Origin of the sequence: Streptomyces sp. NPDC045470, from assembly GCF_040646595.1 — a bacterium.
Classification (GTDB): domain Bacteria; phylum Actinomycetota; class Actinomycetes; order Streptomycetales; family Streptomycetaceae; genus Streptomyces.
The window spans coordinates 829,894-853,415 of the sequence record NZ_JBEZAN010000003.1 but is presented as its reverse complement, the minus strand read 5'-3'; the positions used below and the strand labels follow the sequence as shown (position 1 = coordinate 853,415).

The following is a 23,522-nucleotide window of genomic DNA, read 5'->3' as shown; positions in this document are numbered from 1 at the left end:
GGTCCATTGCGTTCAGGGGATCGTCAAATACCTTGGTGGGGAAGTGCTCCAGCTCTAAGTGGGCATGTAGGCTCGCTATTGCAATGAGCTGCATGTGAACGCATACTGTGCGACGGAGTGCGCGGGCGCCGAGCGCCGCGTAGGTCCGCAGAGGGAGGACGAGTACGGATGCCCGGAGGCAGGCTCACCGAGGCGGATCGTCGGCGCATCGCCGCGGGACTGGCCGAGGGGCTCGGATACACGGAGATCGGCCGGCGTCTGGAGCGGCCCGCCTCGACCGTCATGCGGGAGGTCACCCGTAACGGCGGGCCCGACGGTTACCGGGCGGACCGGGCGCACGAGGCCACGCGGCGTCGCGCGCGTCGGCGCAAGCAGCCCCGGCCTCCGGCGCCGCCGGTTCTGGACAGCGGCCATGGACGCGACCCCCGGGCGCTCCAGGACTTCACGGAGTCCTTCACCGATCTTCTGACGCAGCAGGGGCTGCCCCGGATGGCGGCCAGGGTGCTGGCCTGTCTCTGTGTCACCGACTCCGGCGCCCTCACCGCCGCCGATCTGGTCGAGCGGCTGCGGGTCAGCCCGGCGTCCGTCTCGCACGCCGTCGCCTTTCTCGAACAGCAGGGGCTGCTCGAACGCGACCGGGCCTCCGGCACGCGCCGCGAGCGCTATGTCATCGACGAGGACGTCTGGCTCCGGTCCGTCCAGGCGGCGCTGGAGATGAACGACGCCCTGTTGGCCGCGTCGCAGCGGGCGACCGGGATCCTCGGGGCCGGAACCCCGGCAGGGGACCGCTTCGAGTCCTGCGCCGCGTTCCTCCTCCTCGTGAGCGAGTCCCTCCGCAAGGCCATGGAGCAGTGGCGGCAGAGCCAGGCCACCCGGGGGTGAGCCCCTGGCCGGGCACCGAGCCCCGGCCCGTACGCCACCCGGTGCGGCTTCCGGGCCGCACCCGGCCCCGCCGTACGGGCGCACTTGCGCTTAGGCCGGGAGTGCGGTGGCCGGTCCTGGTTATGGTGGGAAGCCTGCCCGGTGGCGTGCCTGACGGCGCGGCCCGCCGGGCCGGTGCCGGAGCGGTCCGCCTGCTAGCTGTGACGGGACGGTGCGTGGTGAAGATCCTCATTTCCGCGGACATGGAGGGCGTCACCGGAGTGACCTGGCCGGACGACGTGCTGCCGGGCCACGCCCAGTGGCAGCGGTTCCGGCCGGTGTTCACCGGTGACGTCAACGCGGCGATCGCCGGGTTCTTCGACGGCGGCGCCGACGAGGTGCTGGTCAACGAGGCCCACTGGTCCATGCGCAACCTGCTGCTGGAGCAGCTCGACGAGCGGGCCCAACTGCTCACCGGCAAGCACAAGGGGCTGAGCATGGTCGAGGGCGTCCAGTACGGCGACGTGGACGGCGTCGCGTTCGTCGGCTACCACGCGGGCGCCGGCACGGAAGGCGTGCTGGCCCACACCTACCTCGCCAACTCCCTGACGGGCGTGTGGGTGAACGGCACGCGCGCCAGCGAGGGGTACCTCAACTCCCTGGTGGTGGCCGAATACGGTGTGCCCGTGGTGCTGGTGACCGGCGACGACCGGACCTGCGAGGACGCCGTCGGGTACGCGCCCGGGGCGCGCGCCGTGGCGGTCAAGGACTACGTCTCGCGGTACGCGGCCGTGTGCCGGCCCCCGGCCCGTACGGCGGCGGAGATCAGAGCCGCCGCGCGCGAGGCGACGGCCCTCGCGGTGCGCACCGAGCCGGTGCGCGGCGGCCCGTTCACCGTGGAGATCGAGTTCGACGCCGAGCACCTGGTGGGCCAGGCGGCCTGCGTCCCCGGAGTCGAACCCACCGGTGAGCGGCGCGTCGCGTACACCAGCGAGAACATGTACGAAGCGATCCGCTGCTTCAAGACGGTCACCACCGTCGTGTCGTCGGCGGTGGAGGAGCAATATGGCTGACAGCGCCGACGACACGGCGGACCGCGACGGCGACGCGGTGGACGGGCAGGCCCTCGACGAGGTCGTGCGGTTCACGTCCGATCTGATCCGTATCGACACCACCAACCGCGGCGGCGGCGACTGCCGGGAGCGTCCGGCCGCCGAGTACGTCGCGGAGCGGCTCGCCGAAGCCGGTCTGGAGCCGGTGCTGCTGGAGCGCAGTCCGGGTCGTACGAACGTGGTCGCGCGCGTCGAGGGCGCGGACCCGGGCGCGGCGGCCCTGCTGGTGCACGGGCATCTGGACGTGGTGCCCGCCGAGCCCGCCGACTGGAGCAGGCACCCGTTCTCCGGTGAGGTCGAGGACGGTGTCGTCTGGGGCCGGGGCGCCGTGGACATGAAGAACATGGACGCGATGGTGCTCGCGGCCGTCCGGCAGTGGGCGCGTACCGGTGTCCGGCCGCGGCGCGACCTGGTCCTGGCGTTCACGGCCGACGAGGAGGCCAGCGCCGTCGACGGCTCGGGTTTCCTCGCCGACCACCACCCCGGCCTGTTCGAGGGCTGCACGGAGGGCGTCAGCGAGTCCGGCGCCTTCACCTTCCACGCGGGCGGCGGGATGCGGCTGTACCCGGTCGCGGCGGGGGAGCGCGGTACGGCCTGGCTGAAACTGACCGCCGAGGGCAAGGCCGGACACGGCTCGAAGGTCAACCGCGCCAACGCGGTCAGCCGCCTCGCGGCGGCCGTGGCCCGCGTCGGCGAGCACCGCTGGCCGGTACGCCTGACCGACACGGTGCGGGCGGCGCTCACCGAACTGGCCGCCCTGCACGGCATCGACGCCCGTCTGGACGCCCCGGACTTCGACGTGGACACCCTGCTCAGCAAGCTCGGCCCGTCGGCCGCGCTGGTCGAGCCGACGGTCCGCAACAGCGCCAACCCGACGATGCTGGAGGCCGGCTACAAGGTCAACGTCATCCCCGGCAACGCCGTCGCGTACGTGGACGGACGGGTGGTGCCCGGTGGTGAGGCGGAGTTCCGCACCACCATGGACCGGCTGACCGGGCCTGAGGTGTCCTGGGCGTACGACCACGGCGAGGTGGCCCTCCAGGCGCCGGTGGACGCGCCGGTGTACGCGGCGATGCGGGAGGCGATCGAGCGCTTCGACCCGGACGGCCATGTGGTCCCGTACTGCATGTCGGGCGGCACGGACGCCAAGCAGTTCTCCCGGCTGGGCATCGCCGGATACGGATTCTCACCGCTCAAGCTGCCCGAAGGCTTCGACTACCAGGCGCTGTTCCACGGGGTCGACGAGCGTGTCCCGGTGGAGGCGCTGCACTTCGGCGTACGGGTCCTCGACCACTTCCTGCGGGCGTCGACGGGGCGGCCGCAGCCCGGGTGAGCGCCTGAAGGAACGTTGGAGCCGCCGGAACCGCGAACCGCCCGGGAGGCGCGCCGACGCCCGCAGGTTCCCGCCCGGACCGGTCAATCTCGGCCAGGCCAGGACTCCGGTGCGAAATCCGTACGGGTTGATGCCCGGCCCCGCGTACGACAGGCTTGGCGGCTCCAAAGCCTGAGGAGGAACGCCACCATGGTCACCACGGCCCCCTACGGAGCCTGGCCGTCCCCGATCGACGCCCGGCTGGTCGCCGAGCACGAGGGCCGGCCCGAGTACGTCGGCGTGGTGGGGGACGAGGTGTGGTGGACCGAGGCCCGCCCCGCGGAGGGCGGCCGCCGCGCGCTGGTCCGCCGACGGACCGACGGCACGGAACAGACACCGCTGCCGGCGCCCTGGAACGTCCGCAGCCGGGTCATGGAGTACGGCGGCCAGCCCTGGGCGGGCGCGGTGGACGCGGACGGCCGCACGGTCCTGGTGTTCTGCCACTTCGCCGACCAGCGGCTGTACGCCTACGCGCCGGACGGTGACGCCGCGCCCCGCCCGCTCACCCCGGTCTCCGCCGTCGGCGGCGGACTGCGCTGGGCCGACCCGGTCCTGCGGCTGGACCGGGGCGAGGTGTGGTGCGTCCTGGAGGAGTTCACCGGCCCCCGGCCGACCGACGTGCGCCGGGTGATCGCCGCGGTGCCGCTGGACGGTTCGGCGGCCGGGGACCGCGCGGCCGTACGGGAACTGAGCGACGGCCAAAACCGTTTCGTCACCGGCCCGCGGATCTCGCCGGACGGGCGGCGGGCCGCCTGGATCGCCTGGGACCACCCGCGGATGCCCTGGGACGGCACCACCGTGCTGCTCGCCGACATCACCGACGACGGCGTCTTCACCGGCGTACGGCCGTTCGCCGGCGGTACCGAGGAGTCCGTACCGCAGATCGAGTGGGACACGGACGGCACCCTGCTGTACGTCTCCGACGCGGACGGCTGGTGGGAGCTGCGCCGCGCCGACCCGGACGCCGCCGGGACCCCGGGCAGGCGCCTGTGCAGGCCCCGCCAGGAGGAGTTCGGCGGCCCGCTGTGGCAGCTCGGGGTGCGCTGGTTCCTGCCGCTGGAGGGCGGCACGATCGCGGTGCTGCACGGCCGCGGCGCCATGGCGCTCGGCATCCTCGATCCGGTCAGCGGCGAACTGGTGGACGCGGCCGGGCCGTGGACGGAGTGGGCGTCCACGCTGGCCGTGCACGGCAGCCGGGTGGTCGGTGTCGCCGCCAGCCCGCGCAGCGCGTTCGAGATCGTGGAACTGGACACCTGCACCGGCCGGGCCCGGGTGATCGCGGCCCGGCACACCGACGCGGTGGACCCGGTGCACTACCCCGAGCCGCAGATCCGCACCTTCACCGGCCCGGACGGCCGCGACATCCACGCCCACATCTACCCGCCGCACAGCCCCGGCCACCGCGCCCCCGACGGCGAACTGCCGCCCTACGTCGTCCGGGCGCACGGCGGCCCCACCGGCCGGACCCCGCTCGTGCTGAACCTGGAGATCGCCTACTTCACCTCCCGCGGTATCGGGGTCGCCGAGGTCGACTACGGCGGCTCCACCGGCTACGGACGCGCCTACCGCGAGCGGCTGCGGGAGCAGTGGGGCGTGGTGGACGTCGAGGACTGCGCGGCCGTCGCCGAGGCGCTGGCCGACGAGGGCACCGCCGACCGGCGCCGGCTGGCGATCCGCGGCGGCAGCGCGGGCGGCTGGACCGCCGCGGCCTCGCTCGTGACGACCGGCCTGTACGCCTGCGCCGCGATCAGCTACCCGGTCCTCGACCTGGTGGGCTGGGTCCGGGACGGCACCCACGACTTCGAGTCGCAGTACCTGGTCAGCCTGATCGGCCCGTACGACGAGGTGCCCGACCGCTACCGCGACCGTTCCCCGCTGCGGCACGCGGACCGGATCACCGCGCCCTTCCTGCTCCTCCAGGGCCTCGACGACGCCGTCTGCCCGCCCGACCAGTGCGAGCCCTTCCTCGCCGAGGTCAGCCGGCACGGCACCGCCCACGCCTATCTGGCGTTCGAGGGCGAGGGCCACGGCTTCCGCCGCGCGGAGACCATCGTCCGTGCCGTGGAGGCGGAACTGTCGCTGTACGTCCAGACCTTCGGCATCGACCGTACGGACGTCCCGGTGCTGGAACTGACGAAGTGACGGCCGGTCACCCCCGTACGCGGACGGCGGAGCGCCCCCGGTGCCTGGTGCCCGGCGACCGGGTCGCCCTGGTCGCGCCGAGCGGCCCGGTCACCCCGGAGCGGCTGGACGCCGGGGCCGACCTGCTGCGCGGCTGGGACCTCGACCCGGTCGAGGCTCCCCACGTACGCGGCCGGCACGCCACCCTGCCGTACCTGGCGGCCACGGACGGGGAACGCGCCAGTGACCTCCAGGAGGCGCTGTGCGATCCGGGCATCGCGGCGGTCTTCGCTGCGCGCGGCGGTTACGGCGCGCAGCGCATGGCCGACCTCGTGGACTGGACGGCCGTACGGGCCGCCTTCCGCGCGCACGGCCCCAAGCCGCTGGTCGGCTTCAGTGACGTCACCGCGCTGCACGAGGCGTTCGCGGTGCGCGCCGGGGCGGCCACGCTGCACGGCCCGGCCGTCGCGGGCGAGGTGTTCCTCAAGGACGAGCCGACCCGCGAACACCTGCGGCGCACGCTCTTCGCGCCCGCTTCGGTGCGGGCCGTCACCTCACCGGCCGCCCGGCCGCTGGTGCCGGGCCGGGCGAGCGGTGTCACGCTCGGCGGCTGCCTGTCCCTGCTCGCCGCCGATCTCGGCACACCGCACGCCCGCGCGGGCGCGGCCGGCGGCCTGCTCCTGCTGGAGGACGTGGGTGAGCCCGCGTACCGCGTCGACCGCGCGCTGACCCAGTTGCTGCGCGCCGGATGGCTGTCCGGCGTCGCGGGCGTCGTCCTCGGCTCCTGGGCCCGCTGCGGCCCGTACGAGGAGGTCCGCGCGGTGCTGCTGGACCGCCTCGGGCCCCTCGGCGTCCCGGTGGCGGAGGAGTTCGGCTTCGGGCACGGCGACTCGGCGCTCACCATGCCGCTGGGCGTACGGGCGGAACTGGACGCGACGGCCGGCACCCTCACGTACGACGTACCGGCGCTGCGCGAACGCTCCTGAGGCCACATCCACCCGGACGAGCGACACGGCCTTGCCGCCGCGTTCCCGGGGCCGACCCCGTACGGGTGGTCCGCCGGAGCCCGGCCCCGGCGTTCGTGCAGCCCAACGGGTGGTACGGGCGGAGCCTTTCGGATGGACCTGGCGTGGCTCGGGAGACAATCCCCGGTGCGAGCGTCGACACCTTTGTTACTCGTGTCACGACATGAGCCGGCCGTCACCGACCGCGTGGTGCGGCGTGCCTTTGTGGAGGTCTGCGTGCCCAGCGTGTCCAGAGCCCTGCCCCGTGCCGCGGCCCGGCCCGTCCGGCGCGCGGCGCGGTCCCGGCACGTCCGGCTGCCGGTCTCCGCCTCGGTGTGCCTCGCGGCGTGCGCGGCGCTCATCGGGCCGGTGAGCGCCGCCGGGGCGGCCGGCGCGGCGGGGAACCGGCACCCCGGATACTCCGTCACCGCCCTGAAGCTGCCGGTGCGGGCCGGCGGCCGGGACTGCGCGCTCGACGCCGACCTGTACCGCCCCACGGGAGTGGACGCCGCGCACCCGGCACCCGCCGTCCTGACCACCAACGGGTTCGGCGGCAGCAAGTCGGACGGCTCCACCGACGCCGTCGCCCGCGCCTTCGCCGCCCGCGGCTATGTCGCGCTGGCCTACTCCGGCCTCGGCTTCGGCCGTACCGGCTGCCCGATCTCCCTCGACGACCCGCGCATCGACGGGCGGGCGGCGAGTCAGCTCCTCGACTTCCTCGCCGGGCAGCGGACGGCGCGGGACGGGACGCGGATCGACTTCGTCACCAAGGACGGCCCCCGCGACCCGAGGGTGGGCATGTTCGGCGGCTCGTACGGCGGCGCCATCCAACTGGCCACCGCCTCCGTCGACGGGCGACTGGACGCCCTGGTCCCGCTGATCACCTGGCACGACCTCGGGTACGCCATGGCCCCGAACCACGCCGACCGCACCTCCGGCGTGACGGGCCCGGGGCCGGGCGCGTACAAGTACCAGTGGACCAACGGCTTCTACCTCATCGGCGAGGCGCAGGGACTGCTGCGGCCGCGCCTGGACCCCTCGCGCGGCGGCGGCTCGGGCTGCGTGCACTTCGTCGCGCAGGCGTGCGAGACCAAGAAGCTGCTGAACTCCGGCCGCTACCCGGCCGCCCGCACGGAAGCCGTGCTCCGCTACGCGCGCAGCGTCTCCCCGGCCTCCTACCTCGGCTCGGTCCGCACACCGACCCTGCTCGTGCAGGGGCAGGCGGACACCCTCTTCACTCTCAACGAGGCGGCCGCGACGTTCGAGACGCTGCGGGCACAGGGCACCGACACCGCGATGATCTGGCAGTCCTGGGGACACAGCGGCGGGATGGCCGACCCCGCGAAGGGTGAACTGGACCTGTCCAAGGGGAACTTCGAGAGCAGCTACGTCGGGCGGCGGGTCCTGGCGTGGTTCGGCCGTTATCTGCGGCACGAGTGGGACACCGACACGGGACCGGCTTTCGCGTACTACCGGGACTGGGTGCGTCACGGCCCGGTGTACGGCACCTCGGAGGTCTTCCCCGAGGGCGTCCCGCACCGGCTGTACCTCTCCGGCGACGGCAGGCTGGTGGGCAGCCGCGCCGACGTGGTGCCCGGCAGCCGCTCGTACCGTAACTGGCGGGTCTCCTCCAGCCACTCGGAGAGTTCGCTGGCCGAACTGCTGAGGCTGCCCAACCCCAAGCCGTACGACACCCGGGGCACCTACCTGGACTGGACGTCCGAGCCGGTCCGGGGGCGGCCCGTGGACGTGGTCGGCGCGCCGCGGGCCACCCTGCGGGTGCGGTCGCCCGAGGCCGAGCGGGTGCAGCACTCCGGCGACGCGGCCGACCGGCTGGTCCTGTTCGCCAAGCTCTACGACGTGGCGCCGAACGGCGCCAAGACCCTCGTCCACCGGCTGGTGGCGCCGGTCCGGGTGCCGGACGTGACCAAGGAGTTCACCGTCGGCCTGCCCGCGATCGTGCACCGCTTCGAGCCGGGGCACCGGCTGCGGTTCGTGGTGGCCGCCAGCGACAACGCGTACTTCGGCAACCGCGGCAGCAAGCAGGTGACCGTACGCAGTTCCCCCGAGCACACCGGCACGCTCGAACTGCCGGTGGTCATGGAGATGCCGGACGAGGGCGAGGAGCCGGCGGCGACGGGGGCGCTGAACGGCTGAGCGCGTGCGGCCCCGGGCCCCGGGCCCGGCGGAACCGGAGCGCCGCCGGGCCCGGACGCGGGGAGGCCGTCCGGTCAGGTCTCCGTGACGGAGATGGCCTGGACCGGGCAGGCGCGGGCGGCCTCCCGCACCAGCGGGTCGCCCGCGCCGTCCTCGCGGCCCGGCAGCAGGGCGCTGAACCCCTCGTCGTCCTGGGTGAACACCTCCGGCGCGGTCAGCGCGCACTGACCGGAGCCGATGCACACGGACGTATCGATGTCGATCTTCATGGCGGCTCTCTTCCGTTCGTCGGCGGGCACACGGGACACGGCCGGCCGCCCGCTCACCAGGTGACGGGCAGTTCGACCAGACCTTGCAGGGTGTGGCCGGGCTTGTGGGGGACCTCGGCGGCGGGCACCGCCAGCCGCAGGCCGGGGAGACGGGCGAAGAGCGTCCCGAAGGCGATCTCCATCTCCGCGCGGGCCAGATTCTGGCCCAGGCACTGGTGGACGCCGAAACCGAAGGCCACGTGGTGGCGGGCGGAGCGCTGCCAGTCCAGGGTGTCCGGCGCGGCGTAGGCGGCGTCGTCCCGGTTGACGACCGAGGTGGAGAAGATCACGCCGTCGTCCGCCCGGATCGTCTCGCCACCCACCTCGATGTCCTCGGTCGCCACCCGCACCATCCCGTCGGCGATCGACAGGAACCGCAGCAACTCCTCCACCGCGTCCGGGAGCAGCGACGGGTCGGCGCGCAGCGCGGCGTACTGCTCCGGGTGTTCCAGCAGCGTGAAGGTGCCCAGCGAGAGCATGTTGGAGGTGGTCTCGTGGCCGGCCACCAGCAGCAGCAAGGCCATGCGCACCAGCTCGCGGTGGCCCACCTCGCCGGTTTCCAGGCGCTCGGCGATCAGCTCGTCCAGCAGTCCCTCGCCCGGCTGTTCGCGCTTGCGGGCCACCAGGCCGGTGAAGTAGTCCTCCAGCCGGTCGCGGGACTCGGTGATCTCCCGCGGGTCGACGCTCTGCAGGAGGGTGCGGGACAGCTCCTCGAAGAGTTCGTGGTCGGCGTACGGGACACCCAGCAGCGAGCAGATCACCATGGACGGCACGGGCAGCGCGAAGGCGGACACCAGCTCCGCCGGGGGCCCCTGCTCCTCCATGGCGTCCAGCAGCCGGTCGACGATCTGCTGGATACGGGGGCGCAGCGCGGCGACGCGCTTGAGGCTGAAGCTCGGGATCAGCATCCGGCGCTGCGCGTTGTGCTCGGGGTCGTCGACTCCCAGCAGCGGGGTCCGCACGGCGCGCAGCGACTCGAAGCGGGGCGCGGGGGAGGGGAACGCCGGATTCTGCCGGTCGGCGGACAGGCGCGGGTCGGTGAGCAGCGCCCGGGTCTCGGCGTGGCCGGTCACCACCCAGGCGGTGCGGCCGTTGTAGAGCCGCACGCGGGACAGCGGCCGGGCGTCGCGCAACGGCTGGTAGCCGACCGGCGGCTGGTACGGACACGTGCGGTCCTGCGGGAAGGGCAGAGCCTCGGTCATGAGACCTCCTGGCAGAAGGCTGGGTGGGCGACGGGGTCGATGGGCTCCTGTGACAAGGCTGGCGGACGGCGGGTCGGGGGGAGATAAGGGCGGGAGACGGACCGGGCGGAGCCGGGGCGGAGGTGGTCCGGTCCGGACCACCCTCCACTCCATGCCCTATGCACGTAATACGTCCATGCGCAGACCGGCCAATTCCGGCCGCGCCGCGATGTGCCGCACGGCGCCGGACGGTCCCGGTGGCTGTCGGTGGCTGTCGGTGGCCACGGGCCGCTACCGGTCGTGTTCAGCGGCGCCCGGTCGCTCCCGGTCCTTCCCGGCAGAGCAGGGTGTCGATCACCGAGTCCAGGTAACGGTCGCGGTCCGCCTCGCCGGGCAGGCTCTCCGGGACGGCGTGCCCCAGTTGCGTGTTGCCGAGATACGCCGTGTACGCGAGCAGGCCCCGGAGGCGCGCCTCGGCCGCCGGGAAGCCCAGCGCGGCGAACAGGCCCGTGACATAGCCGATCCGGCGGTCCGTCACCCGGCGCAGGGCCGCCGCGACGCGCGGCTCCGCCGCCGTCGCCAGCAGGGAGACCTCCAGCGGGTCCGCGGCCGACGCGGCGGACGCGTGCGCGAACAGGACGCGCAGCCGCCGCTCCGGGTCGGGTTCCGCCTCCGCGGTGGCGATGACGGCTTCGGTGTGCAGCTGCTCCCAGCGCTCCAGCGCGGCGTCGACCAGGGCGTCCCGATTGGCGAAGTGCCAGTAGAAGCTGCCCTTCGTGGTGCCGAGGCGGGCGGCGATCGGTTCGACGGCCACCGCCGACAGGCCGCCTTCGCCGATGGCCGAGAGGGCGGCTTCGGCCCAGTCGTCGGCCGTCAGGCGGCGGCGGCCGCCGCCGGCCTTCCCGTCGCGACGGGGTCCGTCCGAGGGGGTGCCGTGGGTGTCCCGGGGGTCGTCCGTGCTCCGTCGCGCCATGACCATACGCTACCGTACGGTCAAACATACGCCATCGTATGGAGGTGCCCGATGCGCTCGGTCCGCGATGTCCACACCCGCACCGTCCAGGCCCCCGCCGCCACGGTCGGAGCCCTGCTCGACCGGCTGGCCGGCGACGACGACCCGCTCTTCCCGGTGCCCGTCTGGCCCGCCATGCGCTTCGACCGCCCGCTGGGCGTCGGCGCGACCGGCGGCCACGGTTTCGTCCGCTACCGCGTCACCGCCTACGAGCCGGGCCGCCACATCCGGTTCGACTTCCCGGAAGGTGGCCACCACGCCGTCGAGGTGACCCCGCTCGGCGCCGGCAACTGCCGGGTGACCCACGTCCTGGAGGACCGGCTCAAGGGCGTGAAGCTGGTGGCGTGGCTGCTCGCGGTGCGCTGGATGCACGCCACCGTCGTCGAGGAGGTGCTCGACAACGTCGAACGCGCCGCCACCGGCGCGGTCCGCTCCCCGGTCCGCCGCTCGCGGTGGGTACGGCTGCTGAACCGGCTCCTGTGGGAACGCCCCGCCGCCGTACCCGTTCCGCCCGCCGCCCGGCTGGCCCGTACCGCCTTCGCGCGTACGGACTTCCAGGACGCCTGGCAACTGCCGCTGCCGCCCGGTATGCCGCGCGACCCGGTGGCCTGGAAGGGCGTGCTGCGCGGCGCGTTCCCCGAGAAGGGCCGCGCCACGACCGCGGACGGCGGGGAGATTCTGCTCGGCCGGGACGCCCGGCACCTGGACTTCCGGGCGTCGCTCCTGGTCGAGAGCCCGGCCGCGGGGGCGGACGGGCGCACCGCGGGCCACGGCGGCCGGGTGACGCTCAGCACGGTCGTGCGCGCCCACCACACGGGCGGGCGGCTCTACTTCGCGGTCGTCCGGCGCGTGCATCCCGTCCTCGCGCGGGCGATGCTCCGCCGTACGCACCGCAGGCTGGCGCTGGCCGCACCGAGCGCGGGGGAGCGGGAGTCGGCGGCACGCGCCCCGCGCGCCGGGTACGGTCACCGGACACGGCCGTAACGGCTCCCGGCACCCGCACCGCGCCGGACCGCCCGCACGTGCCGCCGACGGACGGACGGACCGGATGACTCCGGGCGGCCGCGCAGGACGACGACGAGGGAGTGCGACCGATGACCACGGGCGACATCTGGGCCCCGAGTGAGGAGAGCGGTGCCGTGCGGCCCGCCCTGACCCCCGAGGTGTACGACGCGTCCGCGCTGCCGGGCCCGCTGCCGGCGGACGGCGCCCCGAAGGTGTCGCTGTGGCTGGTCCGCAGCGTGCCCGAGGCCGGGCTGCACGACACGGCGGTGCTGGACGCGGCCGAGCGCAAGAGGACCGCCGCGTTCGTCCGGCCCGGCGACCGCGACACCTACGCCACCTCGCACAGCGCGCTGCGCCGCCTGCTCGGCGCGTACCTGGACCGTGACCCGGCCGGCATACGGTTCGTGCGCGAGCCCTGCCCCTGCTGCGACGAGCCGCACGGCCGGCCGGCGCTGGCGGGGGCCGGGGCGCCGCTGCACTTCTCGCTCTCCCACACCGGTGACATGGCGCTGATCGGCTTCGCCCGTACGCCCGTCGGCGTGGACATCGAGAAGCCCGCCTCGCCACGGACCGTGGCGGAGGTGTCGGGCATGCTGCACCCGCGCGAGCGCGCGACGCTGGACGCCCTGCCCGAGGGCGGGCGGCCGGCCGCGTTCGCCCGCTGCTGGACCCGCAAGGAGGCGTACCTGAAGGGCACGGGCAGCGGTCTGGCGGGCGATCTGATGACCACGACGCTGGTCGGCGCCGGGCCGGAGCCGGTCACGGTACCGGGGTGGGAGATGGCGGACGTGGCGGTGCCGGAGGGGTACGCGGCGGCCTGCGCGATCCGCGCGGCGACAGTCCCGCACTGACGGGTTCCGGCCGGAGCGGCCCGGACCCGGACAGCGGAACCGGGGCTTCCGCCGGGCCGCCGGGGTGGCAACTCGCGCACACGATCGATATGCCTGGCGGTCCGGCCCGCCGCTTCGTACGATCGGACGATGGCTGACGATCACTACCTCGCCACCGGCTCGCGGGTCGGGCTCCGGCACTTCACGGCGGAGGACCGGGCGGAGTTCACGGCGCGGGCCCGGGAGAGCGTGCGGCTGCAGCGGCCGTGGCTCTCCTCGCCGACCACCGACGCGGCCTACGACCGGTACTTCGCCAAGCTCCAGGAGCCGTCGCGCGAAGGGTTCCTGATCTGTGAGCTGGACAGCGGCCGGATCGCCGGCTTCCTGACCGTCAACAACATCGTGCACGCCGCGTTCCGCTGCGGGGCGGTCGGGTACGGCGCCTTCGCGCACGCCGCCGGGCGGGGGCTGATGAGCGAGGGGCTGCGGCTCGCCATGGGACACGCCTTCGGCGAGCTGGGGCTGCACCGCCTGGAGATCAACATCCAGCCGGCCAACGAACGTTCGATCGCCCTGGTCAAGCGCGCGGGCTGCCGCCTGGAGGGCTACTCGCCCGACTTCCTGTTCATCGACGGCGCCTGGCGGGACCACGAACGCTGGGCCATCACCAGTGACATGTTCGAAAGGACCTGATGTCCGAGATCACCTTCCGGCACCCCGTTCCGGTGCTGCGCGTCTTCGACGTGGCCAAGGCGCACGCGTTCTACCTCGGCTACCTGGGCTGCGCCGTCGACTGGGAGCACCGCTTCGCCCCGGACCTGCCGCTCTACACCCAGGTGTCCCGCGGCGGACTGGTGCTGCACCTGTCCGAGCACCACGGGGACGGGACACCGGGATCGGTGGTGTACGCCGAGCTGAGCGGCGTACGGGCGCTGCACGCCGAACTGGCGGCGAAGGACTACCCGTTCCAGCGGCCCGGCCTGGAGGAGGACGGTGAGATCGGACTGACGCTGACCGTCACCGACCCGTTCGGCAACCAGCTGCGGTTCAACGAGCCGCCGGCGGAGTGAGGGGCCGCCGGAAGGCCGCCCGGCCGGCGTCCGCCCGCCCTTCGTCCGGCCGGCCCGGGCCCGCCCGGCGCCCGGTTCAGCGTCCCTTGCGGTTGACCTTCATGGTGTCCATGTCGGTGGCGGACGAGCGCAGGTCCCGGTAGCCGTACCCGGCCGCCGTCAGCGCCGCCTCCGCCTTCTCCTCGGCGAGGGCGGCCGCCAGCTCCTCGCCGTCCGCCGCGTCCGAGACGATCACGTACCGGTACGTGAACGACCGCAGCGCCGTGTCGTAGGCGAGCGAGCCCTCGGGCGTGAAACGCAGCCGTGCCAGGCCGTGGTCGTCCGCCTCGGCCAGCAGCCGCGCCCTGGCCTCGTCCGTCAACCCGTCCCACCGGCCCCGCACGATCACCCGGTAGGTGTGGTCCGTCGCCATCGCCTTCCCTCGTCTCCGTCGCCGGTACGGCGGCCCTCGCCGTACCGATGCGGTTGCAACGGTACGGCATGCCGGGCTGCGGCGCGGCAGCCGCCCGGCCCCTGTCGCGCACCACCGAAACCCGGTTGAAGTCCGCGGGCCGGTGCGGTGGGATGGCCGGATGCGCCGCATCGTGCTCCTCGACGCCCCCTCCAACCTCGGGCTGCGTCCCCCCGCGCCGGGCACCGTGCCCGGCTGCTACAAGCTGGCGGGCGCCCTGCGCGAACAGGGGCTGCTGCGGCGGCTGAGCGCCCTGGAGGGCGGCGTCGTGACACCGCCCCGCTACGACCTCGGCGGCTGGCGGGAAGGCGAGGGCGACTTCAACGCCGCCGCCATCGCGGACTGCACCCGCCGACTCGCCGCCCGTGTCGAAGCGCACGTGCGCGCGGGCGAGTTCCCGGTCCTGCTGGGCGGTGACTGCTCCATCCTGCTCGGTGCCGTCCTGGGCTTGCGCCGCGCCGGCCGGTACGGTGTCGCCTACCTCGACGGGCACGGCGACTTCCGGCACCCCGGCAACACCGACCGCACCGGCCCCGTCGGGGCGGCGGCCGGCGAGGGAGCCGCGCAGATCACCGGCCGCGGACAGGCCGACCTCACCGGCATCGACGGCCTGGGGCCGTACGTACGCGACAGTGACCTGCATGTTCTCGGCATCCGTGACGACGACGAGGACCGCGCCGAACTGACCTCGCTGGGCATCTCCCACCGCACGGCCGGGGAGATCCGGCGGCAGGGCCCGGAGGCCGTCGCCCGCGCGACCCTGCGCGGCCTCCAGGACACGGCACCGGACGGCTTCTGGATCCATCTGGACGCGGACGTGCTCGACCCGTCCGTGATGCCCGCCGTCGACAGCCCCGACCCCGGCGGCCTGTCCATCGGGGAACTGCGCGAACTGCTCGCCCCGTTGGCGGCCTCACCGCGCTGTGCGGGGCTCGACCTCACCATCTACGACCCGGACCTCGATCCGGAAGGAACCGGGGCGGCTCTGCTCGCCGGTCTTCTGGAAAGCGCCCTCGCGCAGTCCTGACCGCCCCGAGTGTCTCCGGCCGCCTCCGACTGCCTCTGGCCGTCTCCGATCGATGTGCGGCCGGTAGCTGACGGCGAGAGCCGGAACACATGGCCTCAACAGGCCCTTTTCAGGCACGCGCGGACAGGGTTCCATGGTCAACAGGCGGCCACCGCTCCCGAGGTGGCCCGGTACAACCCTGCGAGGCAGCCGTGGCCACTGGCGTACGACGCACGACCCTGACCCTTCCCGCGGCACCCGTGGGCCCGGCCAGTCCGCTGCCCGCCGTCCGCGCACCGGGCGACGTGCACCGCGTCGAGCTGCCCGAGGGGCCGGACCTGCCGCCCGACATGGCCCGTCAGCTCCGCTACGCCCCACTGGACTCGCTGCTTCCCGTGGCCATCCACGACGATTACGGCCGCACGCGCGCCGAAACCACCCTCGACGCCCTCGTCATCGAGAACGACCGGCTGCGCGCCACCGTCCTGCCGGGCCTGGGCGGCCGCGTGCACTCCCTGTACCACAAGCCCACCGACCGCGAACTGCTCTACCGCAACCCTGTCCTGCAACCCGCCAACTTCGCCCTCAACGGCGCCTGGTGCTCCGGCGGCATCGAGTGGAACACCGGCGCCACCGGACACACCGCCCTGTCCTGCGCCCCGGTGCACGCCGCGACCGTACCGGCGCCCGACGGCGGCGAGATGCTGCGCCTGTGGGAGTGGGAGCGGCTGCGCGACCTGCCCTTCCAGGTGGACCTCTGGCTTCCGGAAGGCTCCGACTTCCTCCTCGTCGGCGTCCGCGTCCGTAACCCGCACCTGAACGCGGCGCCCGCCTACTGGTGGTCCAACATCGCCGTCCCCGAGGACGAACGCACCCGCGTCCTCGTCCCGGCGGACGAGGCGTGGCACTTCGGGTACGAGCACACGCTGCGCCGCGTCCCCGTACCGGAGTCCGGCGGCACCGACCGTACGTACCCGCTGCGCAGCGAGCACCCCGCCGACTACTTCTACGAGATCCCGGACGGCGGCCGCCGCTGGATCGCCTCGCTCGACGGCACCGGCCACGGCCTCGTCCACACCTCCACCGACACGCTGCGCGGCCGCAAGCTGTTCCTGTGGGGTGCCGGACGCGCCGGGCGCCGCTGGCAGCGGTGGCTCACCGAGCCCGGCACCGGCGGCTACGCGGAGATCCAGGCGGGACTGGCCCGCACCCAGTTGGAGCACGTACGCCTCGAAGGCGGCGCGGAGTTCGCCTGGCTGGAGGCGTACGGGCCGCTCGCCGCCGATCCGGCCGTGGTGCACGGCACCGACTGGGCCGCGGCCCGCCGCGCGACCGGTGACCGGCTCGAAGCGGTACTGCCGCGCGCACAGGTCGACGCGGCCTTCGCCACCTGGCGGCCGTACGCCGACGCCGAACCCAAGGAGGCGCTGGCCACCGGCTCCGGCTGGGGAGCCCTGGAACGGGCCCGCACCGGCCACGACCTGCCCGGCACCCCCTTCGCCGAGTCGACCGTCGGCCCCGACCAGCAGCCCTGGCTGACGCTGCTGCACACCGGCGACTTCCCACGCGGCGGCGGCGTGCCCGCGGCGCCCCTGGTCGCGGCGCCGTGGCGCGACCTGCTGGAGTCCGCCCCGCCCGGACCCGGCACCGACTACCACCTCGGCATCGCGCAGTGGCACGCGGGCGACCGGGCCCAGGCCGTCCGCAGTTGGGAACGGGCCCTGGCCCACGGTGCGGACTGCCGGCCGCTGTACTGCCTCGCTGTCGCCGAGGAGAGCGAAGGGGAGACGGCGCGTGCGGCGCAACGCTACGCGGAGGCGCTGGACTGCGTACCCGAAGACGACCCGGCGGACGGCACGGAACACATCGGGCCTCTCCTCCCCGCCCTGGTACGCGCCGCGGTCCCCGCACTGCTCGCCGCCGACCGCGCCGACGAAGCCGCGGCCGCCCTCGCCCGCCTGCCCGAGGCCACCCGTACCGACGGCCGTCTCGCCCTGCTGACCGCCCAGGTGGCCCTGGCGCAGGGGGACGCTGCCGCGGCCCGCGCCGTCTTCGACCGCGGCTTCGAAGTCCCCGACCTGCGGGAGGGCGACGAAACCCTCAGCGACACCTGGTACGCCGTCGCCGAAGCCCTGATCGCGGGGACCCGGCCCGTCACCCCCGACGTCCGGGCCCGGGCGCGCGCGGAACACCCCCTTCCGGACCGTTACGAATTCCGGATGCGGACGGTGTGAAGCGAACAAAACCAGCTGAAGGTGCATAGGGTGCGGACAGCGGTGTGCTGTGCGGTGTGCGCTGTTCGCGCACACCGCCCGGCCCCGGCCCCAGCCCCCACCCGCCCCGCAGTGCCACCGCGCCGCCCCGAAAGAGCACCGCCATGCCGATCCGTGCCGACAGCCGACTCCACACCGTCTCTCTGCGGCACGTCCTCGGCGGGCTGCGCGAGGGCGGACCGCTGGCACTGATGGAACGCACCGGACGGCAGGCACAGGGCGCGCTGACCCGGCTCGACCTGGGCACCTTCCGGCCCTTCCTGGTCACCCACCCCGACCATCTGCGGCACGTACTGCGCGACCACGGCGGCAACTACCGCCGGGGCACGGCGATGTGGCAGGCGATGGGCCGGCTCACGGGACAGGGGATCACGGGCGAGGGGCCTCGATGGCGGGCCAGCCGGGACCTGTGGTGCAAGGGCCTGTCGGGCGGCGCGCCCGCGCACGCCGACGGCACGGCCGTCTCGGTAGAGGGCGCGGTGGCGGAGCTGGAGCGGCGCGTGGCGGGCGGGGCGACGGTGGACGCGCTGGCGGAGATGACCCGCGTCGTGCTCCGGGTCGTCAACCCGGCGTTCTTCGGTTCCCGTATCCCGCAGCACCGGTGCGACCGGCTCGCCGCCGCGGTCGCCGTCGCGTTCGACTCGCTGCTGTGGCGGATGGCGCTGCCGTTTGTGCCGCTCGCGGTACCGGTGCCCGGCGACCGCGCCTTCGGGCGTGCCACCCGTACGGTCAACGAGATCCTGCTGCCGCTGATCCGGCGGGCGCGGCACGAGCGGCACACCGGCACCGACCTGATGAGCGTGCTGCTCGCGGGGGCGGACGCCGACGGCCGCGCGCTGAGCGACGAGCATGTCGCCCAGGACGTCGTGGCCCTGTTCGTGGCCGGCTCGGAGTCCAGCGCCCTGACGCTGACCTGGGCCTGGGTCGCACTCGCGGCACATCCGCATCTCGCGGCGGAGGTACGCGCCGAGGCCGACGCCGTACTGTGCGGCGGCCCTGCCCGGCCGGAGCACGCCCGCCGACTGGTGTCCACCCGCCGGTTCCTGGCCGAGGTGTGCCGCCTGTACGCGATGGCGTGGGCGGTGCCGCGGACGGCCGTCACCGCGGACGTCATCGACGGGGTGACCGTCCCGGCGGGCGCCACGCTGGTGCTCTCCCCCTACCTGACGCACCGGCTGCCGCAGTTCTGGGAACAGCCGCTGCGCTTCGACCCCGGCCGTTTCGCCGCAGAGCGCGTCCGGGACCGGCACCCGCTGGCGTACCTGCCCTTCGGCGACGGGCCGCACCAGTGCGTGGGCCAGGCGTTCTTCTTCCAGCAGGCGGTCCTCGTCGTGGCCTCGATGATCAGCCGGTTCGACTTCGCGGTGCCGGGCCGGGCCGAGCCCAGAGCCGCGGTGGCGCTCCGGCCGCGGGGCCGTGTCGACCTGGTGCTCGCCCCGCGCCGCTGACGCGCCTCGGGCGCACGGACCAGCCTCCGACCGCCTTCCGCTCCCATCGGCGCCGGGTCCTCAGAACCGGTCCCACCACCAGGCGATGGACGGAAGCGGCGGCGGTGCGTCGGCCCGTGGCGCGGTCCGGGTGAAGGAGCCGGTGGTGGTGACCGCGCCGGGATGCCGGCCGTCGGGGTTGGTGTACCGGCCGGCGCGCAGCCCCCATTCGATGTTCCCCCGGATCAGGTGGGAGAGGTGGTCGAGGTGCAGCCGCAGCGGCGCGCAGGCCGTGGGCAGCACACGGTCGCGCAGTTGGACGAAGCGCAGGGTCAGCCGGTCGCACAGGTCGACGGCGGCGGCCAGCGCCGCTTCGAGACCCAGGCCGTGTTCGGCGGCCAGGATGTCGACGAGGTTGAGCCGGCAGCGCGAGGCGTGCGGGCTGCGGGCGGCCAGCCAGCGTTCCTTGCCGTACGAGAACAGGTCGTCGTCGAACGCCGCGATCGTGAAGGCCAGTTCGTTCAGCGCGCGCACCGCCGGTGAGTCCATCACCGCGCCGGGGACCTCCGTACCGTCGATGATCTCCGTCCAGCTCATGGTGGCCGTGCCCGCCGCGGTGTGCTGGCGCAGGTGGGCGTAGTCGTCGAGGGACGGCGTACAGTCGCGCAGCCGACAGCCGAACTCCCACAGGACCCCCAGGAACCAGGCCCGGTGCCCGTCCACCATGCGCCGGACCTGCACCGGCGTACCCGCGGCACGGCAGCGTGCGGCCAGGTCGTCCGCCGCCGCGAGGAAGGGGTCGGCGGCCCCGCCCCGTACGGTTCCCGGCGCTTCCAGTACGCGCAGCAGACGGGTGGCGAAGCCGGTGAAGTCCTCGGCGCGCAGGCTGGCCGGGCCCTCGTCGCAGTGCAGGTCGTCGAAGGCGAACATCAGCACGCACCAGTCCACCGCGAGCTGGAGCCGGCCGGCCGGCGCGGCGGGCATGATGCGGCCGTAGAAGCCTCCGCAGTCGTTGCCGGCCATCCGTACGCGCTGTGGGCCGTTCCGGCACAGCCCGTACCCCTGGATCCAGTCCGCCGCGAGCGCGTTCAGCCGGTCGGCCGCCGGGTGCTCCGCACTGGGCAGGGGGCAGTAGCGCGGCGGGATCGTGACGCGGATCGGGGCCGCGGCGGTGTCCTCACGCACCTCGGCGGCCACCGGAGCCAGTACGCCGTCCCTCATGGCAGGTCCCTCATGGCGTGTCCCCCCACGGCGTTACGGCAGCAGGGCACGGGAAAGCGCCTGCGCCGCCTCGGCCACGCTGCCGGAGGCCGTGGCGTCGAACACCGTGCCCCGGGCGGGCAGCGGGCTGGTGCCGAGAGCGTTCTTCAGCGCGTCGTACCCGCCGGCGCCCAGGCTCAGGGCCGCGGCACCCCGCCCGGTGCCCTTGGTGACGTCGACCCGGGTCTTGTCCATCGCGAAGGCGAAGGCGAACAGGTCCACCGGCGCCGGCTGCCGCCTCCGGCGGGCCTCGGCGCCCTCGGCGGCGGCCGTCCCTTCGGCCTTGTGGGAGCCGAAGTCGAAGGACATGTCCGTGAAGGACACCGCCCCGCCCCCGGCCTTCCTGAAGGTCAGGCCGCCGTCGGCCGGAACGGTGCCCTTGCTGAGGTCCAGCGCGAACTCACCCCGCGTCATCGGCAGCCGCACACACCGGCGGCCGTCGACGTCGACCACCCGCCCCGGGCTCCGCGCCTCCAGCGACACCCCCTGGTCTGCCAGCGCCTTGGCGACGGCCGGTACCGGACACAGGTCCATCTCGGCCTTGCTCACCTTCACCTGGGGAGCGGGCAGCACGCTCGGGGTCACCCCGGCCGCCGCGCCGGCCCAGGACAGGACGCAGCCCCCGGCGGCCACCGCACCGACCGGCACGACGAGGCGGCACCAGCGTGGCAAAGACATGACGACTCCCGTCGACGGCACTCAGGGACCAGCGGCCGCTCCGCTGCACCGGCCCGCCGCCCCGTGCGGGTCGCCCACCCTCTACGCGAACACACCGTGCGCCCCCGGACGACCGCGCACGGGCCGCTCGGGTGACGGGTCGGGTGACGGGGAGGAGCGGCGGGACGGCGTCCCGGATCGCCGGCGGACGTCTTCCAAGCGGGTGATCCGGGGCCGAATCCGTGCGTGTGTGCGCCCTTGTCTGGTGTGCGAGGGGGAAAACGCGGGGACAGGCACCGCGCAGACCGGGCCACCCCCGTCGGCCGACCACCGGGAGACACGATCATGAAGGCAGTCATCGCCCACCGCTACGGCGACCCCGACCAGCTCGGCTGGACCGACCAGCCGGACCCCAAGGTGGGGCCGGACTCGGTGCTGGTGCGGGTGAAGGCGGTCGGGGTCAATCCCGTCGACTGGAAGGTCCTGGCCGGCTATCTCGATCCGCTGATGAACGTGCACTTCCCGCTGATCCCCGGCTGGGACGTGGCCGGGGTGGTCGAGCGGACCGGCCTGGACGCGACCGAGTTCGCCGTCGGTGACGAGGTCGTCGGCTATGTGCGCAAGGACGAGGTCCAGCACGGCACCTTCGCCGAACTGGTCGCCGCCCCGGTGCGGACCCTGGCGCGCAAGCCCGCCGCCCTGAGCTGGCAACAGGCCGCCGGGCTGCCGCTCGCCGGTCTCACCGCCCTCCAGGTGCTGGACCGGGTCGGCGTGACCAAGGGCGAGACGGTCCTGGTGCACGCCGCGTCGGGCGGCGTCGGGTCGCTCGGGGTGCAGATCGCGGCGGCCCGCGGCGCCCGCGTCATCGGTACGGCCAGCGAGCGCAACCACGACTTCCTGCGCTCCCTGGGCGCCGAGCCGGTGACGTACGGCGACGGCCTGGCCGGCCGGGTGCGTGCGCTGGCGCCCGACGGGGTGGACGCGGCCGTGGACTTCGTCGGCAACGGCGTCATCGACGTCTCGCAGGAACTGCTGCGCGACACCTCGCGGGTCGCCTCCGTCGCCGACAACGACGTGCTGGAGAAGGGCGGGCACATGGTGTGGGTGCGTCCGGACGGCGCGGGCCTGGCCGCGCTGGGCGACCTCGCCGACGCCGGGAAGCTCACCGTGCACGTCGACACGGTGCTGCCGCTGTCGCAGGCGGCCGAGGCGTTCCGCCGCAGCCAGGAGGGCCGCACGCGCGGCAAGATCGTGCTGGAGGTCTCCTGACGGGCGGACGGCGGGCGAAGCCCGGAGCGTGACGGCTGGTCAGGCTCCGCCCGGCCAGGCGGGGGAGCGGCCGAGGAGGGCCAGGACCCGGTCCAGGACGGGCACCGGGCCGGCGCCGGCGGCGGGAGCCTCCCGTACGGGCCCGAAGGCGGCGCCCGGCTCCTCCCGCGCCGCGCCGCCGGGCACGGCGCGGGCGATCTCCAGGGCGGGCGTCAGGACCTCCGCGGGGAAGGTGACCGTCGTCCCGAGGGACCTGGCCACGTCCCAGGCGTGCACGACGGTGTCCACGAAGTGGAAGCCGATGCCCCGATGCGCCCGGACCGTGACGCCCGGCCCCAGCTCGGGCAGCGCGAACCGGCGCTGCGGCACGCCGGGTTCGGCGAACGCGGCGACCACCTCGCGTGCCGAGGCCGCGAACGCGGCCCCGGGTGCGTCGCCCGCCGGACGGGGCGCGAAGTCGGCGGCCGAGGTGACCTGTCCGCGTGCGGCGGCGGCGAAACCGAGGTTCTGGCCCGTCATGTGGGCGACCAGCCGGCCGAGGTCCCAGGCGGCGCACGGCGTGGGCAGCCCGAAGTGCTCGGGACGTACCCGCCACACCAGTTCGGTGGCGGTGTCCAGCACGGCGCGGTGCAGGGGGCGTAAGTCGGCCGCCGGTGCCGGGGCGCCGGACATCAGGCCGCTCTCCGGTCGACGTATTCGAAGACCGACCCGTCCGGGTGGCGGGCGACGAGGTTGCGGCCGATCGGCGTCGGCAGCGGGCCCGCGATGATCTGTGCGCCGACCGCCGTCAGGTCGGCCACCGCGTCGTCCACGTCCTGGACCGCGAGCGTCGCGGTGATCTTGCTGAGCACCGACAGCTGCGCCTCCGGGCCGCTCATCAGGAAGAAGCAGCCGACGGCGGCGACCGAGACGCCGCCGTGCTCGAAGCGCATCGCCTCGGCGCCGGTCAGCCGTTCGTAGACACCGATCGCCGCGTCGAGGTCGGCCACGCACACCCGCAAAGAGGTCCCCAGAATGTCCATGGAACGAGCGTAGTTGGGGTGCCCCGCCGTACGCGATCAGTTGGGTGATTCCGTGGGGAATCGGGGTGCGGCCCTGTCGGTCCGGTCGGTCCGGCCAGTCTGGTCGGTCCCGTCGATTCTGCCG

At 74.2% G+C, this 23,522-nt stretch carries 22 protein-coding genes; 14 read left to right on the top strand and 8 right to left on the bottom strand.

Going from position 1 to position 23,522, the window contains the following annotated elements; genetic code table 11:
- The first annotated feature begins 168 nt into the window (after window positions 1-168).
- The 6 genes from AB0A97_RS13915 (at window position 169) to AB0A97_RS13890 (ending at window position 8,627) form a co-directional block, all read left to right on the top strand.
- The gene (locus AB0A97_RS13915; RefSeq protein WP_361148642.1) at window positions 169-882 is read left to right on the top strand and encodes a helix-turn-helix domain-containing protein; all 714 of its coding nucleotides are present in this window, start codon (window positions 169-171) and stop codon (window positions 880-882) included.
- A gap of 218 nt (window positions 883-1,100) precedes the next feature.
- Window positions 1,101-1,934: a M55 family metallopeptidase gene (locus AB0A97_RS13910; RefSeq protein WP_361148836.1), complete on the top strand. Its 834-nt coding sequence runs from the start codon at window positions 1,101-1,103 to the stop codon at window positions 1,932-1,934.
- Window positions 1,927-3,306 (top strand): M20/M25/M40 family metallo-hydrolase, encoded by a 1,380-nt coding sequence (locus AB0A97_RS13905; RefSeq protein WP_361148640.1) that lies wholly within the window; start codon window positions 1,927-1,929, stop codon window positions 3,304-3,306. The genes AB0A97_RS13910 and AB0A97_RS13905 overlap by 8 nt, the downstream gene beginning before the upstream one ends.
- 189 nt (window positions 3,307-3,495) lie before the next feature.
- Window positions 3,496-5,487, top strand: coding sequence for a prolyl oligopeptidase family serine peptidase (locus AB0A97_RS13900; protein WP_361148638.1), 1,992 nt, complete (start codon window positions 3,496-3,498; stop codon window positions 5,485-5,487).
- Window positions 5,484-6,452 (top strand): LD-carboxypeptidase, encoded by a 969-nt coding sequence (locus AB0A97_RS13895; protein WP_361148636.1) that lies wholly within the window; start codon window positions 5,484-5,486, stop codon window positions 6,450-6,452. Before AB0A97_RS13900 ends, AB0A97_RS13895 begins: the two co-directional genes overlap by 4 nt.
- Before the next feature lie 387 nt (window positions 6,453-6,839).
- Window positions 6,840-8,627, top strand: coding sequence for a CocE/NonD family hydrolase (locus AB0A97_RS13890; RefSeq protein ID WP_361148834.1), 1,788 nt, complete (start codon window positions 6,840-6,842; stop codon window positions 8,625-8,627).
- Window positions 8,628-8,701: 74 nt separating this feature from the next.
- Here the strand turns inward: AB0A97_RS13890 and AB0A97_RS13885 are convergent, their stop codons facing one another.
- From AB0A97_RS13885 to AB0A97_RS13875, 3 genes are all read right to left on the bottom strand, one after another.
- Window positions 8,702-8,896, bottom strand: coding sequence for a ferredoxin (locus AB0A97_RS13885; protein WP_361148635.1), 195 nt, complete (start codon window positions 8,894-8,896; stop codon window positions 8,702-8,704).
- A 53-nt stretch (window positions 8,897-8,949) separates the two neighbouring features.
- Window positions 8,950-10,137: a cytochrome P450 gene (locus AB0A97_RS13880; RefSeq protein WP_361148633.1), complete on the bottom strand. Its 1,188-nt coding sequence runs from the start codon at window positions 10,135-10,137 to the stop codon at window positions 8,950-8,952.
- 283 nt (window positions 10,138-10,420) lie between these two features.
- Window positions 10,421-11,089: a TetR/AcrR family transcriptional regulator gene (locus AB0A97_RS13875; RefSeq protein WP_361148631.1), complete on the bottom strand. Its 669-nt coding sequence runs from the start codon at window positions 11,087-11,089 to the stop codon at window positions 10,421-10,423.
- Window positions 11,090-11,140: 51 nt separating this feature from the next.
- Between AB0A97_RS13875 and AB0A97_RS13870 the strand changes: the two genes are divergently transcribed.
- The 4 genes from AB0A97_RS13870 to AB0A97_RS13855 all read left to right on the top strand — a co-directional run bounded on the left by AB0A97_RS13870 (window position 11,141) and on the right by AB0A97_RS13855 (window position 14,033).
- Window positions 11,141-12,112, top strand: a complete 972-nt coding sequence (locus tag AB0A97_RS13870; RefSeq protein ID WP_361148629.1) for a DUF2867 domain-containing protein — start codon at window positions 11,141-11,143, stop codon at window positions 12,110-12,112.
- A gap of 110 nt (window positions 12,113-12,222) precedes the next feature.
- Window positions 12,223-12,984 carry a 4'-phosphopantetheinyl transferase superfamily protein gene (locus AB0A97_RS13865; protein ID WP_361148627.1) on the top strand — a complete coding sequence of 254 codons (762 nt, stop codon included), beginning with the start codon at window positions 12,223-12,225 and terminating at the stop codon, window positions 12,982-12,984.
- Window positions 12,985-13,113: 129 nt separating this feature from the next.
- Window positions 13,114-13,656 carry a GNAT family protein gene (locus AB0A97_RS13860; RefSeq protein ID WP_361148625.1) on the top strand — a complete coding sequence of 181 codons (543 nt, stop codon included), beginning with the start codon at window positions 13,114-13,116 and terminating at the stop codon, window positions 13,654-13,656.
- Complete coding sequence (locus AB0A97_RS13855) at window positions 13,656-14,033, top strand: glyoxalase superfamily protein (protein WP_361148623.1); 378 nt, start codon at window positions 13,656-13,658, stop codon at window positions 14,031-14,033. The genes AB0A97_RS13860 and AB0A97_RS13855 overlap by 1 nt, the downstream gene beginning before the upstream one ends.
- Window positions 14,034-14,109: 76 nt before the next feature.
- Here the strand turns inward: AB0A97_RS13855 and AB0A97_RS13850 are convergent, their stop codons facing one another.
- Window positions 14,110-14,445: a DUF6204 family protein gene (locus tag AB0A97_RS13850; RefSeq protein ID WP_361148621.1), complete on the bottom strand. Its 336-nt coding sequence runs from the start codon at window positions 14,443-14,445 to the stop codon at window positions 14,110-14,112.
- 160 nt (window positions 14,446-14,605) lie between these two features.
- On the opposite strand from AB0A97_RS13850, the gene AB0A97_RS13845 reads away from it, so the two are divergent.
- The 3 genes from AB0A97_RS13845 (at window position 14,606) to AB0A97_RS13835 (ending at window position 19,211) form a co-directional block, all read left to right on the top strand.
- A complete protein-coding gene (locus AB0A97_RS13845; protein ID WP_361148619.1) occupies window positions 14,606-15,511 on the top strand; it encodes an arginase family protein in 906 nt (301 codons plus the stop codon).
- A gap of 191 nt (window positions 15,512-15,702) precedes the next feature.
- Window positions 15,703-17,724 carry a DUF5107 domain-containing protein gene (locus tag AB0A97_RS13840; protein ID WP_361148617.1) on the top strand — a complete coding sequence of 674 codons (2,022 nt, stop codon included), beginning with the start codon at window positions 15,703-15,705 and terminating at the stop codon, window positions 17,722-17,724.
- 143 nt (window positions 17,725-17,867) lie between these two features.
- Window positions 17,868-19,211 carry a cytochrome P450 gene (locus tag AB0A97_RS13835; protein ID WP_361148615.1) on the top strand — a complete coding sequence of 448 codons (1,344 nt, stop codon included), beginning with the start codon at window positions 17,868-17,870 and terminating at the stop codon, window positions 19,209-19,211.
- Between the two features lie 60 nt (window positions 19,212-19,271).
- On the opposite strand, the gene AB0A97_RS13830 is transcribed toward AB0A97_RS13835, so the two are convergent.
- On the bottom strand, window positions 19,272-20,411 hold the full coding sequence (locus AB0A97_RS13830) for a glutamate dehydrogenase (RefSeq protein ID WP_361148613.1): 1,140 nt from the start codon (window positions 20,409-20,411) through the stop codon (window positions 19,272-19,274).
- A gap of 33 nt (window positions 20,412-20,444) precedes the next feature.
- Complete coding sequence (locus tag AB0A97_RS13825) at window positions 20,445-21,128, bottom strand: hypothetical protein (protein WP_361148611.1); 684 nt, start codon at window positions 21,126-21,128, stop codon at window positions 20,445-20,447.
- A gap of 324 nt (window positions 21,129-21,452) precedes the next feature.
- Between AB0A97_RS13825 and AB0A97_RS13820 the strand changes: the two genes are divergently transcribed.
- Window positions 21,453-22,376, top strand: a complete 924-nt coding sequence (locus AB0A97_RS13820) for an NADP-dependent oxidoreductase (RefSeq protein ID WP_361148609.1) — start codon at window positions 21,453-21,455, stop codon at window positions 22,374-22,376.
- A gap of 39 nt (window positions 22,377-22,415) precedes the next feature.
- On the opposite strand, the gene AB0A97_RS13815 is transcribed toward AB0A97_RS13820, so the two are convergent.
- Both AB0A97_RS13815 and AB0A97_RS13810 read right to left on the bottom strand, forming a co-directional pair.
- Window positions 22,416-23,048, bottom strand: a complete 633-nt coding sequence (locus tag AB0A97_RS13815) for a TIGR03086 family metal-binding protein (RefSeq protein ID WP_361148607.1) — start codon at window positions 23,046-23,048, stop codon at window positions 22,416-22,418.
- A complete protein-coding gene (locus AB0A97_RS13810; RefSeq protein WP_361148605.1) occupies window positions 23,048-23,398 on the bottom strand; it encodes a VOC family protein in 351 nt (116 codons plus the stop codon). Before AB0A97_RS13810 ends, AB0A97_RS13815 begins: the two co-directional genes overlap by 1 nt.
- Window positions 23,399-23,522: the final 124 nt, after the last annotated feature.

Coding starts and splice junctions, on each gene's coding strand:
- AB0A97_RS13915 (WP_361148642.1), top strand. CDS start 169: ATGCCCGGAGGCAGGCTCACCGAGGCGGATCGTCGGCGCATCGCCGCG.
- AB0A97_RS13850 (WP_361148621.1), bottom strand. CDS start 14,445: ATGGCGACGGACCACACCTACCGGGTGATCGTGCGGGGCCGGTGGGAC.
- AB0A97_RS13830 (WP_361148613.1), bottom strand. CDS start 20,411: ATGAGGGACGGCGTACTGGCTCCGGTGGCCGCCGAGGTGCGTGAGGAC.
- AB0A97_RS13820 (WP_361148609.1), top strand. CDS start 21,453: ATGAAGGCAGTCATCGCCCACCGCTACGGCGACCCCGACCAGCTCGGC.
- AB0A97_RS13900 (WP_361148638.1), top strand. CDS start 3,496: ATGGTCACCACGGCCCCCTACGGAGCCTGGCCGTCCCCGATCGACGCC.
- AB0A97_RS13815 (WP_361148607.1), bottom strand. CDS start 23,048: ATGTCCGGCGCCCCGGCACCGGCGGCCGACTTACGCCCCCTGCACCGC.
- AB0A97_RS13905 (WP_361148640.1), top strand. CDS start 1,927: ATGGCTGACAGCGCCGACGACACGGCGGACCGCGACGGCGACGCGGTG.
- AB0A97_RS13825 (WP_361148611.1), bottom strand. CDS start 21,128: ATGTCTTTGCCACGCTGGTGCCGCCTCGTCGTGCCGGTCGGTGCGGTG.
- AB0A97_RS13845 (WP_361148619.1), top strand. CDS start 14,606: ATGCGCCGCATCGTGCTCCTCGACGCCCCCTCCAACCTCGGGCTGCGT.
- AB0A97_RS13810 (WP_361148605.1), bottom strand. CDS start 23,398: ATGGACATTCTGGGGACCTCTTTGCGGGTGTGCGTGGCCGACCTCGAC.
- AB0A97_RS13855 (WP_361148623.1), top strand. CDS start 13,656: ATGTCCGAGATCACCTTCCGGCACCCCGTTCCGGTGCTGCGCGTCTTC.
- AB0A97_RS13860 (WP_361148625.1), top strand. CDS start 13,114: ATGGCTGACGATCACTACCTCGCCACCGGCTCGCGGGTCGGGCTCCGG.
- AB0A97_RS13835 (WP_361148615.1), top strand. CDS start 17,868: ATGCCGATCCGTGCCGACAGCCGACTCCACACCGTCTCTCTGCGGCAC.
- AB0A97_RS13880 (WP_361148633.1), bottom strand. CDS start 10,137: ATGACCGAGGCTCTGCCCTTCCCGCAGGACCGCACGTGTCCGTACCAG.
- AB0A97_RS13870 (WP_361148629.1), top strand. CDS start 11,141: ATGCGCTCGGTCCGCGATGTCCACACCCGCACCGTCCAGGCCCCCGCC.
- AB0A97_RS13865 (WP_361148627.1), top strand. CDS start 12,223: ATGACCACGGGCGACATCTGGGCCCCGAGTGAGGAGAGCGGTGCCGTG.
- AB0A97_RS13875 (WP_361148631.1), bottom strand. CDS start 11,089: ATGGCGCGACGGAGCACGGACGACCCCCGGGACACCCACGGCACCCCC.
- AB0A97_RS13885 (WP_361148635.1), bottom strand. CDS start 8,896: ATGAAGATCGACATCGATACGTCCGTGTGCATCGGCTCCGGTCAGTGC.